The sequence below is a fragment of the Mycobacterium sp. NGS69 genome (assembly GCF_059812165.1).
In genome coordinates, this window is record NZ_JCALCD010000016.1 from 13648 (window position 1) to 28608 (window position 14961).

The window sequence follows — 14961 nt, forward strand, 5'->3', positions numbered from 1 at the left end:
AGGATTTAAACCGTTGCACACACGGCCGAAACAATCCGGGCAAAGGCTTCACCCGTCTACGGCGTCATTTCGCACCGCAGCTGATTATAGCCCGCCGGCTCGAATTGGGGTGTGTCTGAACCATGTTGCCCTATCCCGATTGGCTGAACCCCGGAGACAACGCCTGGCAATTGGTGGCCGCGACCCTTGTCGGCCTGATGAGCATCCCAGGCATCGCCGTGTTGTACGGCGGCATCGTGCAGAAGAAGTGGGCCGTCAACACCATGTTGATGGCGTTCACCGGATTCTCGCTGGTGCTGGTCGTGTGGGTGCTGTGGGGCTTCAAGATGGGTTTCGGCGAGCCGCTCAAGCTCGGCCCGGGCATCCTGAGGGCCGCGGTGGGAATCCCCCACACGATCCTGAGCAGCAACAACCAGGAACAAGCCGTCATCCCGCTGTTGGACGGCGCCATGCCGAAATTCCGCTTCTCGCAGACCACGCTGGCGTACTTCCAGTTCGTCTTCGCCGCCATCACTCCGCTGCTGTTCCTCGGAAGCGTCATCGGCCGGATGAGCTTCAAGGTGTGGCTCATCTTCGTGCCGCTGTGGTCGACGATCGCGTACTCGGTCAACGCGTTCCTGTTGTGGGGCGGCGGCTGGTGGGCGCAGGCGGGAGCCCTGGACTACAGCGGTGGATACGTGATTCACCTGGCCGCCGGGACCACGGGCTTCGTCGCTGCCGCGGTGATCGGTCCGAGGCTGGCGCGCGACCGGGAACGCGCCGTGCCGAACAACCTTCCGCTGGCAGCGGTCGGCGCCGGTGTCCTGTGGCTGGGCTGGAACGGGTTCAACGGCGGTGACCCGTACTTCTCCGGTGCCGACGCGTCGCTGGCGGTGCTCAACACGAACCTCACCACCGCCGTCGCGCTGCTCACCTGGGTGCTGTGGGACATCTTCGCGAGCAGGCAGCGCAAGCCGACGTTCCTCGGCGCGATCAACGGCATGATCACCGGGCTGGTCGCCATCACCCCGGCGGCCGGCTTCGTCAACAGCTTCGGCGCGATGATCATCGGCGTCGTCGCGTCGTCCCTGGTCTGGATGTCCTGGAACTGGCTCGGCAGGACCCGACTGTTCAAAAGGGTCGACGACACGCTCGGCGTCTTCCACACCCACGGGGTGGCGGGCCTGTCCGGCGGGTTACTCGTCGGGGTTCTCGCCGACCCGAAGATCGTCGAATACCTGGGCGGCAGTGCGGGATCCGACGTCACGTTCTCCGGTTGGCTGTGGGGTCACCACCCCAAACAGATTTTGATCCAGGCCGGCGCCGCCGCCACAGTCATCGTCTGGGACGCGATCGTCACGTTCGTCATCCTCAAAGTCCTCGGCCTCTTCATGAAGTTGCGGCTACCCGATGACGTCCTGGAAAGCGGCGACGTCGGCGTGCACGACGAGGAGGCCTACCCCGACGAGGGTCTCGTGACGGGCCGGCGCGTCGAGCCGTTGGTGGCCGCGCGAACCGAGCCGTCCGCGGAACCCGCCGACGATTGAGTGGTGAAGCCATGAAGCTGGTCACCGGGATCGTCAAGCCCTTCACGCTCGACGACGTCAGGCATGCCGTGGAGGCCGTGGGGGTGCTGGGTCTGACCGTGACAGAGGTCCAGGGGTATGGCCGGCAGCGGGGCCACACCGAGGTGTACCGCGGCGCCGAGTACGCGGTCGAGTTCGTTCCGAAGGTACGCGTCGAGGTTCTCGTCGACGAGGCGTTCGCCGACCGGGTCGTAGAGGCGATCATCGGCGCGGCGCGCAGCGGGAAGATCGGCGACGGCAAGGTGTGGGTTTCACCGGTGGAGAAGGTTATTCGCATCCGGACCGGTGAACGCGACCACGACGCGCTCTAATTGTTTTGGGCCAGTGGCGCGCCCAAGCGGGAAGATGTGACATTCACCTCTTCAATCGATAAATATTAAGGTTTCCCTTATTTATGGACGGCTGTCCACCCGTCCAGATGGTTCGCTGCATGAGCGAAAACCGCCGTCTATCAAGGCATATTCGCATGGCCCTCGGATCACCGCCGCTTAATTGATTAGCCTCGGCCATGCCGCACTCGCGTTTATTCGGGTGACGTGGATCACAGGCATCGTCGAGAAATATTTTTGCGCCGAAATTCGTCAGTAAAATTTGTTAAAAGCAACTATCTCTGGGTGCTGTAACGCGGCTTATCCAGGGCCGCAGGTGGACACGGCGGGTTCGATCGCTGTGCCGTCCGCGGACGTACCAGGAGCGAAGGCGGTGCCAGCATGCGCGACGTGAACCACCGGAAGGACACCGGCGAGGGCCGGGCCATCGAGTTGGGCGCGGCGGCCGGATTTCCCATCGTCGCGCGGATCGCGGTGCGTCAAGGCCCGATCAGCGGCATCGTCGCCAGCCCGGACGGCACCCGACTGATGGTGGCCAACCACGGCTACGACAGCGTCTCGGTCATCGACACCGACACCTGCCGCGTCGTGCAGACCGTCGCCGGCCTGCCCGAGCCCTTCGCGGTCGCCGTCGGCCGCCGCGACCCCAACCGCGCATACGTCAGCACCGTGACACCGGCGTACGACTCGATCGGGGTCGTCGACCTGCCGACCGGCGCCGTCACCGACACGTACCCGCTGGCGTTCAGCGTGACCGACCTGGTGGTCAGCCCCGACGGCGACTACGTCTACGCCGGCCGCCACGGCGCCGCCGGCCCCGATGTCGCCGTCCTGGACACCAGGACCGGCCGAACCGAGGAGATCGCCCTGCCGAACCGGCCCGGAACCACCACGGAATGCGTCCGGTCCAGCGCGGACGGCAGCCGCCTCTACGTCGCCACCAACAGCCCCGGCGGCGGACAGCTCGTCATGATCGACGCGCACACTCCGACCGGGTCCCGCGTCCTGCACACCGTCGGGATCGGCCTATCCATCCGCGACGTCGCGCTCAGCCCCGACGGCGCGATCGCCTACGTGGCCAGCTGCGCCCCCGAGTTGGGCGCCGTGATCGACGTCGTCGATACCCGCACCGCCAAGATCACCGGCACCAGCAAGATCAGCGAGATCAGCGGCATCCTCACCGGCCTGACCCTCAGCGGCGACGGCGATCGCGCCTACCTGGTCAGCGACCAGGGCGTCACGGTGCTGAGCACGCTCACCCACGACGTCGTCGGCACCATCGGGGTGGCGAACCAGCCGTCGTGCGTGGTCGAAAGCGCCGACGCACGGTACCTCTACATCGCCGACTACGCCGGCATGGTCACGGTGGCGCCGGTCGCCTCGGTCGTCGCGCTGGGCGTCGAGGCCGCGACGGGGTCGGCGGCCGATTGGGCCGCGCCCGAGCTGCTGCCTGCCGAACCGGTATTCGCCTAGCCGTAGCCGTAAAACGCGCGTTGTCGGGGTAACCCGTTTTCTACCGGCGGTGTGCGGCGATAGCATTCGCCCGACCGCACACGAGGCGGTGCCGCGTCGAGGGTAAGGCGGTACGCGATGGACAGCACGATGCAGGACTATCCGCTGACGATCGCCGCGATCATGCGGCACGGCTGCGGTATCCACGGAGAACGCACGGTCACCACCGCCACGGGCGACGGCTACCGCCGGACCACCTACCGCGAGCTGGGTCAACAGGCGGCCCGGCTGGCGAACGCGCTGCGGCGCCTCGGGGTCACCGGGGACCAGCGCGTCGCGACATTCATGTGGAACAACGCCGAGCACCTGGCGACCTACCTCGCGGTGCCGTCGATGGGCGCCGTCCTGCACACCCTCAACATCCGCCTGTTCCCCGAGCAGATCGCCTTCGTGGCGAACGAGGCCGAGGACCACGTCGTGCTGGTCGACGCGTCACTTTCCAAACTGCTCGCGCCGGTCCTGGGGGAGCTCAAGTCCGTGCAGGCGGTGATCGTGGTCGGCGACGGCGACACGGCTGCGCTGGAGGCGTCCGGCAAGACCGTGCTGCGGTACGCCGAACTGATCGACGCCGAGTCCCCCGACTTCGACTGGCCCGACATCGCCGAGACGTCCGCGGCCGCGATGTGTTACACCAGCGGCACCACGGGCAACCCGAAAGGCGTTGTCTACAGCCATCGTTCGAGCTTCCTGCACGCCATGGGAGGGTGCACCACCAACGGGATCGGCGTGGGGGCGGTCGACAGCGTGCTGCCGATCGTGCCGATGTTTCACGCGAACGCCTGGGGGCTGCCCTACTCGGCGCTGATGGCGGGCGCCGACCTGGTGCTCCCCGACTGCCACCTCGACGCCCGCTCGCTGATCGCCATGGTCGAAACCCAGCGGCCCACGGTCGCCGGCGCCGTGCCCACCATCTGGAACGACGTCCTGCATCGCCTGGAGGACGAGCCCGAACACGACATGTCCTCGCTGCGCCTGGTGGTGTGCGGCGGCTCGGCCGTCCCGGTGTCGCTGATGCGCACCTTCGAGGAGAAACACGGCGTCCAGATCCGCCAGCTGTGGGGCATGACCGAAACGTCGCCGATGGCCACCATGGCCTGGCCGCCGCCTGGAAGCCCCGAGGACCAGCACTGGGCGTTCCGCGCGACCCAGGGCCAACCGGTTTGCGGGGTGGAGATGCGCATCGTCGACGACGAGGGCGCGGTGCTGCCCAACGACGGCGCCGCCGTCGGTGAGGTGGAGGTCCGGGGCCCGTGGATCACCGGCTCCTACTACCTGGGCCACGACGACTCCAAGTTCGACTCCGGCTGGTTGCGCACTGGCGACGTGGGCCGCATCGACGAGCGCGGCTTCGTCACGCTGACCGACCGGGCCAAAGACGTGATCAAGTCCGGCGGCGAATGGATCTCGTCAGTCGAACTGGAGAACTGCCTGATCGGGCACCCGCAGGTGCTCGAGGCCGCGGTTGTCGGCGTCCCCGACGAGCGGTGGCAGGAGCGGCCTCTCGCGGTCGTGGTGGCCAAGCACTCGTCGGTGAGCGCCGAGGACCTGCGAAAGTTCCTCGCCGACAAGGTCGCCCGGTGGTGGCTGCCCGAGCGGTGGACGTTCGTCGAGGAGATTCCGCGCACCAGCGTCGGCAAGTACGACAAGAAGGCCATCCGGGCGCGATACGCCGAGCACGGCTATTGGGTGGTCGAGGCGCGCGACTGAGTGGCCGCCTCTCGTGCGCGAGCAGACGCAAAATCGCGTAATTTCGCATCCGACAGTGCGATTCTGCGTCTGCTCGCGAGTGAGAAGGTGAGGGGCGCGCTGAATGAAAGGCGTTATGCCAGTGCCACAATCGCTCGTCGTCGACGAATCCCTGGTCGTACCCGTCCCCGCCGAGGAGGCCTTCGGGCGCACGCTGCCCGCGCCGCTTCCCGACCTTTTCAAGCGCCGACACGGCCCGATTCCGCCCGTCCGGGAGGTGCGCGAGCAGACCGGCGGATGGGACGCCGCGGGCCAGACCCGCGTCGTGCACCTGGCCGGCGGCGCCAGCATGCGCGAGGAGCTGATCAGTGTCGAGCCGCCCCGGTCGTTCGGGTACCGGTTGACCGAGATCCGGGGTCCCATGGCGCTGCTGGTCGATCATGTTGTGGGCGAATGGATCTTCGCCCCGGCGGCGGGCGGGACCCAGATCACCTGGCGCTGGGACATCTATCCGAGGTCACCGCTGACATCGTGGGCCCTGCCGCTGTTCGGCCGAATCTGGAAGGGCTATGCGCGCCAAGCCCTGCGGGACCTCTCGGCGATGCTGACGGGCTGACTCCCCGAGCGCCTTCGGTACCGTCGACCCCATGTGCCGACTTTTTGGCTTGCACGCCGGGACGGACGTTTGCACCGCGACCTTCTGGCTGTTGAACGCTCCGGACAGCCTGTCCGCGCAGAGCCGGAAGAACCCGGACGGCACCGGCCTGGGTGTGTTTGACGCGCACGGCCGGCCGCAGCTGCACAAGGAGCCGATCGCGGCCTGGCAGGACACCCAATTCGCCACCGAGGCGCACGAACTGACCGGCACCACCTTCGTAGCGCACGTCCGTTACGCCACAACGGGTTCGCTCGACGTCCGCAACACCCACCCGTTTCTGCAGGACGGCCGGATCTTCGCGCACAACGGCGTCGTCGAGGGGCTGGACGGCATCGACGAACGGCTCCGCGAACTCGGCAGCGACGGCCTGGTCCAGGGCGAGACCGATTCCGAGCGGGTGTTCGCGTTGATCACCGGTTCGATCCGCGGCCGGGACGGCGACGAGACGGCGGGCCTCGTCGACGCCGTGCGGTGGCTCGCGGGCAACGCGCCGATCTACGCGGTCAACGTCCTGCTGAGCACGGCCACCGACATGTGGGCGCTGCGCTACCCCGACACCCACGAGCTCTACCTCTTGGACCGGCAGCACGAGGCGGGAGCGCCCGAATTCGACTTGCGCACACACCGAATCCGCGCGCGGTCCCAGCATCTGTGCACGCGGTCGTCGGTGGTGTTCGCCACCGAGCGGATGGACGAGGACCCGCGCTGGAGCCTGATCGCGCCCGGCGAGCTGGTCCACGTCGACGCCGGGTTGCGTGTCACTAGGGATTTGGTGCTGCCCGACCCGCCGAGCCATCAGTTGCGCCGAGAGGATCTCAGCGAGTCGGTTCAGCGCGCCCAGCACACCGGTGCGTCCGCGTGACGACCAGACGCGCGCTCGTGCTCGCCGGCGGCGGAATAGCCGGAATCGCTTGGGAGACAGGGGTCCTGCGCGGCATCGCCGACGAGTCGCCGGCGGCCGCCCGGCTGTTGCTGGAGTCGGACGTGCTGGTGGGGACCTCGGCGGGTTCGGCGGTCGCCGCGCAGCTCGGCAGCGGGTGCCCGCTCGAGGCGCTGTTCGATCGGCAGGTCGCCGAGTCGTCGGCCGAGATCGATTCCGGCGTCGACATCGACGACATCACAGAGGTCTTCCTGACCGCGCTGGGCCGGCCCTACGACGACGCGCAGGACAAGACCCGCCAGCAGTTGCGCCGGATCGGGGCCGTGGCGCTGGCGACCCAGACCGTGCCCGAGGCCGTCCGGCGCCGCGTGATCGCCCAGCGCCTGCCGTCACACGACTGGCCGGACCGGGTGCTGCGGATCACCGCCATCGACGTCGCCACCGGCGAACTCGTTGTCTTCGACCGCGACTCGGGCGTCGGGCTCGTCGACGCGGTGGCGGCCAGTTGCGCGGTGCCGGGGGCGTGGCCGCCGGTGACCATCGGGGGCCGGCGCTATATGGACGGCGGCGTCGGCAGCTCGATCAACCTGGGTGTGGCCGGCGATTGCGACGCCGCGGTGGTGCTGATTCCCTCGGGGCGCGACGCGCCGGCGCCATTCGGCGACGGGCCGGCCGCCGAGATCGCGGCGTTCCCCGGGGCGACGCACGCGGTGTTCGCCGACGACGACTCGCTGGCGGCCTTCGGGCCCAACCCGCTGGACCCGCGCTGCCGCATCGACTCCGCCGTGGCCGGGCGCCAACAGGGCCGCCGCGAGGCGGCGGCCGTCGCGCGCTTCCTCGGCGCCTGATCAACCCTCGAGCGCCGGCGTCTCCGTCTGCTCCGGATCGGTTTCGAAGGCGTCCAGGGCCGAGTCGGCCAGGGCGCGGCCCACCTCGATCACTTCGGCCGCCCGGTGAAACTCCAGGCCCCGACAGGTCGACCGTGGCACCTCGATCAGCACATCGGGCGGGTAGGCCGCCAGCGTGTGCCTGGCCAGCGCGGACTGGGCGATGTCGATCGTCCGGTTCATCACCTCGAAGCTGCCCAGCTTGGGCACCCCGGGAACCTCGGCGATGTCCTCGGGCCCGGCCTCGTCCGCGTCCGGGTCGTCGGACCAGTTGTCCGATGCGCCGAACCTGCTCAGGACGGCCCGCGCGGTGGGCCGGTCCAGCAGGGACCGGGCCGCCGCGGTGTCCAGCAGCGCCGACGTGCTGCGCACCATGCGGTTCAACCACTCGGCGGTGGCCCCCGGCTCCGCCTCGCGGCCGCCGACGGCCTCGCTGCCGCTGAGGCTGACCGCGATGGTCAGGTCGGCGTTCACCGCGGCGATGGGCGCCATCGGCAGCGGATCGAGGATGCCGCCGTCGGCGAGCAGCCGCCCGTCGAGCGCGTACGGGGCGATCACCCCCGGAATCGCGATGGACGCCCGGATCGCGTCGTCGAGGGGACCGCGCTGGAACCACACCGACTTGCCGGCCAGCAGGTCGGTGGCGACCGCGGTGTAGGGGATCGGCAGTTGCTCGATGGACACCGTGCCGAGGATGTCGCGCACTGCGTCCAGGATCTTCTCCGCCCGCAACACCCCGGCCGCGCTGATGGCGGGGTCCAGCAGCCGCAGGATGGTGCGCTGCGTCAGGGACTTCGCCCAGTCGGCGAACTCGTCGAGGCGTCCGGCCGCCTCCAGGCCGCCGACCATCGCGCCCATCGACGAGCCGGCGATCCCGGCGATCTCGTAACCGCGCGCCCGCAGCGCCTCGATCACCCCGATGTGGGCGTAGCCGCGGGCGCCCCCGCTGCCCAGGGCCAGCGCCACCCGGGTCGGTGAAGATCGACGCGCCACCGTTCCGCCACGTCCGCCGGGCATGCGTTCATTTTGCTCGGCCGAAGCCGCCTCGGGCGGCCGGGGAGGCACTTTTTGTACCCATGATCACAATTGGCGCGGGGGCGAACGCTACCCGCATTCGTCGTTGGCGGCGGCGCGCGCGGCGGTGATCACGGCCGCCTGCCGGGCCGGGGTCAGGTCGGTCCATCGGGCGTTCCAGGTGCCGGCCGTGCCCGATTGCGACGCCTGGATCATCCCCAGGTACGGCTCGAACAGCGACCCACCCGTCCTGGGCTGCGCCTCCATCCAGACCTTCGCGGCGTGGCAGGCCTGGAAATACTCCTCTTCGGTCGAATCCGCGGGGACATCGACCCTGGTCGTCACCCCGCCCGGGGAGACGCCAACCGCGCCCGGGGGCACCGAGGTGGCACCGCGCGGGATGCCCGACGGCCGTGCCGATGGCACGGCGACCCCGCCGTTGGGTGCGGTCTGCGAGCAGCCCGTGACCGCCAGCAAAAGCGCCGCGACGAGAACCGCACCCCGCTGCCCGAGGGAACGACCGCACCAGCGCACGGTCTCAATCTATGCAACACTTGCGGCCGTGATGGAGCGCTTCGGATTTTGCGAGTGTTGTCGGCCCTGACCCGCCGCCGCTTGCCCGATCCGTTCACCCTGGAGCTCCTCAATGTCTGTTCCCGTTGCGACGCGTGCCGTCGCCTCCGGTGCGCTTCGCCCCCTGACCGTCTCTCCGCCGTCTTCGGGACCCACCCGGCTGCGGGTGCCCGACCTGCTGCAGGCCACCGACCGAGCCGCCGATCGGGTGCTCAGCGGGCGCTGCGACCACCTGCTGCCCAAGGGCGGGATACCGCAGTCCAGGCGTTGGTTCACCCGCATCCACGGCGACGACGAGCTGGACGTCTGGCTGATCAGCTGGGTCCCCGGCCATCCCACCGAGCTGCACGACCACGGTGGGTCGCTGGGCGCGCTGACCGTGGTGTCCGGATCGCTCAACGAATTCCGTTGGGACGGGCGGGGTTTGCGGCGACGCCGGCTCGACGCCGGTGATCAGGCCGGCTTCCCGCTGGGCTGGGTGCACGACGTGGTGTGGGCGCCCCGGCCCGTCCCGGAGCCGGTGACGGCCTTCCGGGCGCAGCCGACCTTGAGCGTGCACGCCTACTCGCCGCCGCTGACGGCGATGTCGTACTACGAGGTCTCCGACCGAAACAGGCTGCGCCGCCAGCGCACCGAACTGACCGACCAACCGGAAGGACCCTGATGAGCCGCATCGACGTTGTCCTGAGATCGGCCCGGCGCCGGTTTCGGCGCCTTCGCGCCGTCGAGGTGCCCGAGGCGCTGCGGCGCGGGGCGGTGCTGGTCGACATCCGGCCGCAGGCCCAGCGATTCCGCGAGGGCGAGGTGCCCGGCGCGCTGGTGATCGAACGCAATGTGCTGGAGTGGCGCTGCGACCCGACCAGCGACGCCCGGTTGCCGGAGGCCGTCGGCGACGACGTCGAATGGGTGATCGTGTGCTCCGAGGGATACACGTCCAGCCTGGCGGCGGCCGCGCTGCTGGACATCGGCCTGCACCGCGCCACCGACGTCATCGGCGGCTACCACGCACTGGCCGGTTCCGGTGTGCTGGACCAGCTGATCGGTGAGTCGGACGGCGCGGGCCCGGGGCTGGCCAACGCGGCCAGGACCGTTCGCCGCTGGCTCTAGCTACCCGGTAGAGGTGGCGTCGGAGTGGAGCAGCGGCCGCAGCTTGGCGGTCTTTTCGTCGGTCCAACCGGGCGGCGACAGCACTGCGGACCAGCCGTCGGCCGCATCGGCGACGTAGTGGTGACCATGTCCTGCCGGCACGTCGACGGCCACCGCCATGTCCGCGGTCACCTGGAGAAACGTCACCACCGGAATCCAATAGGTTTCGGGCAGAACGTCATACCCGCGCTTTTCCCGCAGCCAGTCCGGTTTGGCGAACAGCAGGTCGGGGGTCCACCAGGCGATCGGATCGGAGGCGTGCTGCAGATAAACCACCCTAGGGTGGTCCCACGGTGTGTTGGGGCGTGCCAAATCGCTTGGGCGGGCGACGAATCGGACGTTTCTGCCGTCGTTGTAGATCGGCAGCCACTCCGGCGAACCGCGGTCGCGGGTGGAGGTCAAATCGGTCCAGATGGTGTTCTGGAACGTCGGTCCACTGAACAGCGCGCCATCGGTGCGCGCCAGGACATTGTTGAGGCTCATGAACGGCGCCTCGCCGCCGAACGATCCCAGGCTCTCGCCGAACACGACGAGCTTGGGGCGCTGCGCCTCGGGCATTTGCCGAATCAGCCGGTCGACCGCCTCGAACAGCGCCTGGCCGGCGTGCCGGGCGTTCTCCTTGTCCACCAGGAACGAAAGCCAGCTCGGCAAGAAGGAATACTGCATGCTCACGATCGCGGTGTTGCCGTTGTACATGTACTCGAGCGCATCCGCTTCGGCCTCGTTGATCCAACCGGTGCCGGTGGTGGTCCCGACCGCGACCACGGCGCGTTGCAGCCCGCCGGTGCGCTGCAACTCACGCGCCGCCAGATCCGCGGTCGCCGTGATGCCGTCGGCGGAGTTCAGCCCGGCGTAGGCTCGGATCGGTTCGGCGGCCGGAATCCCGTTGAACGCGGTGAGTTCGGCAACGGTCGGGCCGGCTTGCACGAAGATGCGGCCCTGATGGCCCAGCGACTCCCACGACACCAGCGACTGCGGGCCGCCGGACCGCAGCGGCGTTTTCGGGGCGGCGGTGTCGGGACTCATCTCGTTGTTGGCCGAGGCGAAGGTGTTGTTCATGGTGCGCATGGCGAACTTGAGCACGACCCCGTTGAGCAGGGTGATGGTCAGCGCAACCAGCACGACAATGACGATTGTCACCGAAAGGCGAAACGGCGCAACGCGATCCAGCTGTTCCACCAGAAATCGGACCAGCCATCGGATGAACTGGCCGATTTCGACAAACGTGAAGAGCACGACCAGTGACAGGCCGGCGGCCACCGGGTAGTCGTACCACTTCAGGTGCTGCACGCCCATCAGGTCGCGCACGCGGTCTTGCCAGACGTGGAACCGCATCGCCATCACCACCATGCCGGCCGCGCCGACCGGGATCAGCACCATCCACGCCCAGCGTGGCGCGGGCGGGCTGTAGTTCTTGGTGCGCATGAAGCGGACCAGCCATACGCCGAAAACCCCGAACCCGTAGCCGATCGCGCCGGAGATGCCGCTGACCAGTCCCTGGAACAGCGCGCCGCGCGGCAGCAGCGATGGCGTCATCGAGAACCAGATGAAGATCAGGCCGACCGCGGTGCCCATAAACGTGTAATGGCGCACCCACCAAGGTTTTTCGCGCCAGCGTGGTTTGCGAGGCTTACCGGGTCCCGCTTCGCGGTCGGCTTCCTCGTTGGGGGCGGTCGTCGCGGGACCCGGGTCGCTCATCGAAGCGTCCTATCGGTGGGTGAAGTTGGGTGGCCGCTTCTCGATGAATGCGGCCATTCCCTCGGACTGGTCCTCGGTGGCGAACGTCGAATGAAACAGCCTGCGCTCGTAGAGAAGACCCTCGGACAGGGTGGATTCGAAGGCGCGGTTCACGGCCTCCTTGGCCATGCGCGCCGCCGAGCGCGACATCTGCGAAATGGTGGTGGCGACGGCCTTGGCCTCGGTCAGCAGGTCGTCGGCCGGCACCACCCGCGAAACCAGGCCGCTCCGTTCGGCTTCGGCCGCGTCGATGGTCCGCCCGGTCAGGATGAGGTCCATGGCCTTGGCCTTGCCGATGGCGCGGGTCAGGCGCTGCGAACCGCCCATGCCCGGCAGCACACCGAGTTTGATCTCCGGCTGGCCGAACTTCGCCGTGTCGGCGGCGATGAGCAGATCGCACATCATCGCGAGCTCGCAGCCGCCGCCCAGCGCGTGTCCGGCCACCGCGGCGATGGTGGGGGTGCGGACGGCGGCGAGTTTGCCCCAGGTGGCGAAGAAGTCGCCGCCGAACGCGTCGGCGAAGGTCAGGGCGGCCATTTCCTTGATGTCGGCACCGGCCGCGAACGCCTTGGCCGAACCGGTGATGATGATCGCACCGATGCCGGGATCGTCGTCCAATTCGGTTGCCGCGCTGGTGACTTCGATCATCACCTGGCTGTTGAGCGCGTTGAGTGCCTGCGGTCGGTTCAGCGTGATGATCCCGACCCGCTGATCGCGCTCGACGAGGATGGTCTCGTACTTGTCTGTCACGCTAACCGCCTTTCTAGAATTTCAAGTCGTCGTCGACCGGGGCGAAATACGCCTCCACATCGGCCGCGTTGACCTCGGCCAGCGTCGCCGGCGACCACTTCGGATTGCGATCCTTGTCGATGATCTGCGCGCGGATGCCCTCCACCAGGTCGTGCGAGCCCGCCGACGCGCACGACACCCGATAGTCCTGGACCAGAACCTCTTCCAGGGAGTCCAGTTTGGCGGCGCGGCGCACCGCCTCCAGGGCCACCGACACCGCGATGGGGGAGCGGGTGGCGATCAGATCGGCGGCCTCGTTCGCCGGCCCGGCGCCATGACCACGCAGGGCGGCGACGATGTCTTCGACCGTGTCGCCGGCGAAGCACCGGTCGATCCAATCGCGTTGCGCGGCAAGCTCGCTCGGCGGCGGTTCGACCGCGTGCGCGGCCAAAGCGCTATTGACGCCGTCGTCGACGATCGCCTTGGTGAACGCGTCCAGTTCGTCGTGCGGGACGTAGTGGTCGGCGAATCCCATTGCGATGGCGTCGGCTCCGGAGAACGGCGCCCCGGTCAGCGCGGCGTGCAGTCCCAGCGCACCCGGCGCCCGGGACAACAGAAACGCCCCGCCGACGTCGGGAACGAACCCGATGCCCACCTCCGGCATTGCCACCTTTGAGGTTTCGGTCACCACGCGGACGCTGCCGTGCGCGCTGACCCCCACGCCGCCACCCATCACGATGCCGTCCATCAACGACACGTACGGCTTGGCGAACCGCCCGATCTGGCCGTCGAGCAGATACTCGTCGCGCCAGAACTTCCGGACCTCGACGCCGTCCTTGCGCGCGCTTTCGTAGACGGCCACGACGTCGCCGCCGGCGCACAATCCGCGCTCGCCGGCCCCGGACAGCACCACCGCCCGCACCGCGTCGTCGTTTTCCCACCGGGTCAGCACGGCGCTCAGGGCGTTCACCATCGGGTGATTCAGCGAGTTGATCGCCTTGGGCCGGTTGAGCGTGATCAACCCGACGCCGCCTTCGACTCGGGTCAGGACCTCATCGGATTCGTCGGTTTCCCCAGTCAACGCCCCTATGCCTTCCAATCGCCGCCCGGTCTCGACCAGCAATCTAGAACGTCACGACCGCAGCGATCCTCGCGGGTAAGGGTTATGTTTGACCGGACGACAACACCACAACGAGTTTCAGTAGCCGGATACGCCGAGAAAACAGCAGGTCGGTCGGGAACCCGGGCGCCCCGCCGGTCGTTGAGCAGTTGTTCGCACAGCTCGAACCCATAGCCATTGAGAGAGGATCCGACGGTGCGGGAGACAAGTAACCCGGTATTTCGTTCGCTGCCCAAGCAGAGCGGCGGATACGCGCAATTCGGCACGGGCGCGGCCCCGGGCTATTACCAGGCCGACCCCTACGCGGCCCCCTACCAGGACACCAGGGCCTCCCGCCCGCTGACTATCGACGACGTCGTCACCAAGACCGGCATCACGCTGGCCGTGCTGACGGGCGCGGCGATCGTGTCCTACTTCCTGGTGACCTCGAACCTGGCGCTGGCGATGCCGCTGACGCTGATCGGCGCGCTGGGCGGCCTGGGGTTGGTGCTGATCGCGACCTTCGGTCGCAAGCAGGACAACCCGGCGATCGTCCTCAGCTACGCGGTCCTCGAGGGCCTGTTCCTCGGCGCCGTGTCGTTCGTCTTCGCCAACTTCCAGGTCTCCAACGCCAACGCCGGCGCGCTGATCGGGGAGGCCGTTCTCGGCACCCTCGGCGTGTTCTTCGGGATGCTCGTCGTCTACAAGACTGGCGCCATTCGCGTCACGCCCAAGTTCACCCGGATGGTGGTCGCCGCCCTCTTCGGTGCGCTGTTCCTGATGCTCGGCAACTTCGTGCTGGCGATGTTCCACGTCGGCGGCGGCACGGGCCTGGGCCTGCGCAGCGGCGGGCCGATCGCGATCATCTTCTCGCTGGTGATGATCGGCATCGCGGCGTTCAGCTTCCTGATCGACTTCGACGCGGCCGACCAGATGATCCGGGCGGGCGCGCCGGAGAAGGCGGCGTGGGGCATCGCGCTGGGCCTGACCGTGACGCTGGTCTGGCTGTACCTCGAGATCCTGCGCCTGCTCAGCTACCTGCAGAACGACTAGCCACGAGCCCGACGAAAACCGGCACGCCCTCAGGCGTGCCGGTTTTTAGTTGTTGACGCGCGATGAGTGCGCGCTCACGGTTTTGTGTGTGTA

The 14961-nt window shown here is 68.3% G+C and carries 15 protein-coding genes; 10 read left to right on the forward strand and 5 right to left on the reverse strand.

The features are described from left to right. The first annotated feature begins 122 nt into the window (after positions 1-122). From AC5Y2S_RS28240 to AC5Y2S_RS28270, 7 genes are all read left to right on the forward strand, one after another. Complete coding sequence (locus AC5Y2S_RS28240) at positions 123-1526, forward strand: ammonium transporter (protein WP_499959867.1); 1404 nt, start codon at positions 123-125, stop codon at positions 1524-1526. Between the two features lie 11 nt (positions 1527-1537). Next, the gene (locus AC5Y2S_RS28245; RefSeq protein ID WP_499959868.1) at positions 1538-1876 is read left to right on the forward strand and encodes a P-II family nitrogen regulator; all 339 of its coding nucleotides are present in this window, start codon (positions 1538-1540) and stop codon (positions 1874-1876) included. 399 nt (positions 1877-2275) lie between these two features. Further along, positions 2276-3367: a YncE family protein gene (locus AC5Y2S_RS28250; protein WP_499959870.1), complete on the forward strand. Its 1092-nt coding sequence runs from the start codon at positions 2276-2278 to the stop codon at positions 3365-3367. A 117-nt stretch (positions 3368-3484) separates the two neighbouring features. Beyond that, a complete protein-coding gene (locus tag AC5Y2S_RS28255; protein ID WP_499959871.1) occupies positions 3485-5113 on the forward strand; it encodes a long-chain fatty acid--CoA ligase in 1629 nt (542 codons plus the stop codon). A gap of 121 nt (positions 5114-5234) precedes the next feature. Further along, positions 5235-5708: an SRPBCC family protein gene (locus tag AC5Y2S_RS28260; protein WP_499959873.1), complete on the forward strand. Its 474-nt coding sequence runs from the start codon at positions 5235-5237 to the stop codon at positions 5706-5708. A 31-nt stretch (positions 5709-5739) separates the two neighbouring features. Then, a complete protein-coding gene (locus AC5Y2S_RS28265) occupies positions 5740-6612 on the forward strand; it encodes a class II glutamine amidotransferase (RefSeq protein WP_499959875.1) in 873 nt (290 codons plus the stop codon). Further along, entirely contained in the window at positions 6609-7478 is an 870-nt protein-coding gene (locus AC5Y2S_RS28270) for a patatin-like phospholipase family protein (RefSeq protein WP_499959876.1), read from the forward strand. Before AC5Y2S_RS28265 ends, AC5Y2S_RS28270 begins: the two co-directional genes overlap by 4 nt. Here the strand turns inward: AC5Y2S_RS28270 and AC5Y2S_RS28275 are convergent, their stop codons facing one another. Together AC5Y2S_RS28275 and AC5Y2S_RS28280 are read right to left on the reverse strand one after the other, a co-directional pair. After that, positions 7479-8534, reverse strand: coding sequence for a patatin-like phospholipase family protein (locus tag AC5Y2S_RS28275; RefSeq protein WP_499959878.1), 1056 nt, complete (start codon positions 8532-8534; stop codon positions 7479-7481). Between the two features lie 87 nt (positions 8535-8621). Further along, positions 8622-9065, reverse strand: coding sequence for a lipoprotein LpqV (locus AC5Y2S_RS28280; protein ID WP_499959879.1), 444 nt, complete (start codon positions 9063-9065; stop codon positions 8622-8624). A 112-nt stretch (positions 9066-9177) separates the two neighbouring features. Here AC5Y2S_RS28280 and AC5Y2S_RS28285 point away from each other — a divergent pair, with 112 nt between their 5' ends. Both AC5Y2S_RS28285 and AC5Y2S_RS28290 read left to right on the forward strand, forming a co-directional pair. Next, positions 9178-9768 carry a cupin domain-containing protein gene (locus AC5Y2S_RS28285; RefSeq protein WP_499959880.1) on the forward strand — a complete coding sequence of 197 codons (591 nt, stop codon included), beginning with the start codon at positions 9178-9180 and terminating at the stop codon, positions 9766-9768. Continuing rightward, entirely contained in the window at positions 9768-10211 is a 444-nt protein-coding gene (locus AC5Y2S_RS28290) for a rhodanese-like domain-containing protein (protein ID WP_499959881.1), read from the forward strand. Before AC5Y2S_RS28285 ends, AC5Y2S_RS28290 begins: the two co-directional genes overlap by 1 nt. Here the strand turns inward: AC5Y2S_RS28290 and AC5Y2S_RS28295 are convergent, their stop codons facing one another. From AC5Y2S_RS28295 to AC5Y2S_RS28305, 3 genes are read right to left on the reverse strand one after another with little or no spacing between them, the layout of a single operon-like run. Beyond that, complete coding sequence (locus AC5Y2S_RS28295; protein WP_499959882.1) at positions 10212-11948, reverse strand: alpha/beta hydrolase; 1737 nt, start codon at positions 11946-11948, stop codon at positions 10212-10214. It abuts the gene before it with no gap. Positions 11949-11957: 9 nt separating this feature from the next. Beyond that, positions 11958-12737 carry an enoyl-CoA hydratase gene (locus tag AC5Y2S_RS28300; protein WP_499959884.1) on the reverse strand — a complete coding sequence of 260 codons (780 nt, stop codon included), beginning with the start codon at positions 12735-12737 and terminating at the stop codon, positions 11958-11960. Between the two features lie 13 nt (positions 12738-12750). Next, on the reverse strand, positions 12751-13797 hold the full coding sequence (locus AC5Y2S_RS28305; protein WP_499959885.1) for an enoyl-CoA hydratase/isomerase family protein: 1047 nt from the start codon (positions 13795-13797) through the stop codon (positions 12751-12753). 234 nt (positions 13798-14031) lie between these two features. Between AC5Y2S_RS28305 and AC5Y2S_RS28310 the strand changes: the two genes are divergently transcribed. Next, positions 14032-14868: a Bax inhibitor-1/YccA family protein gene (locus tag AC5Y2S_RS28310; protein ID WP_499903311.1), complete on the forward strand. Its 837-nt coding sequence runs from the start codon at positions 14032-14034 to the stop codon at positions 14866-14868. Positions 14869-14961: the final 93 nt, after the last annotated feature.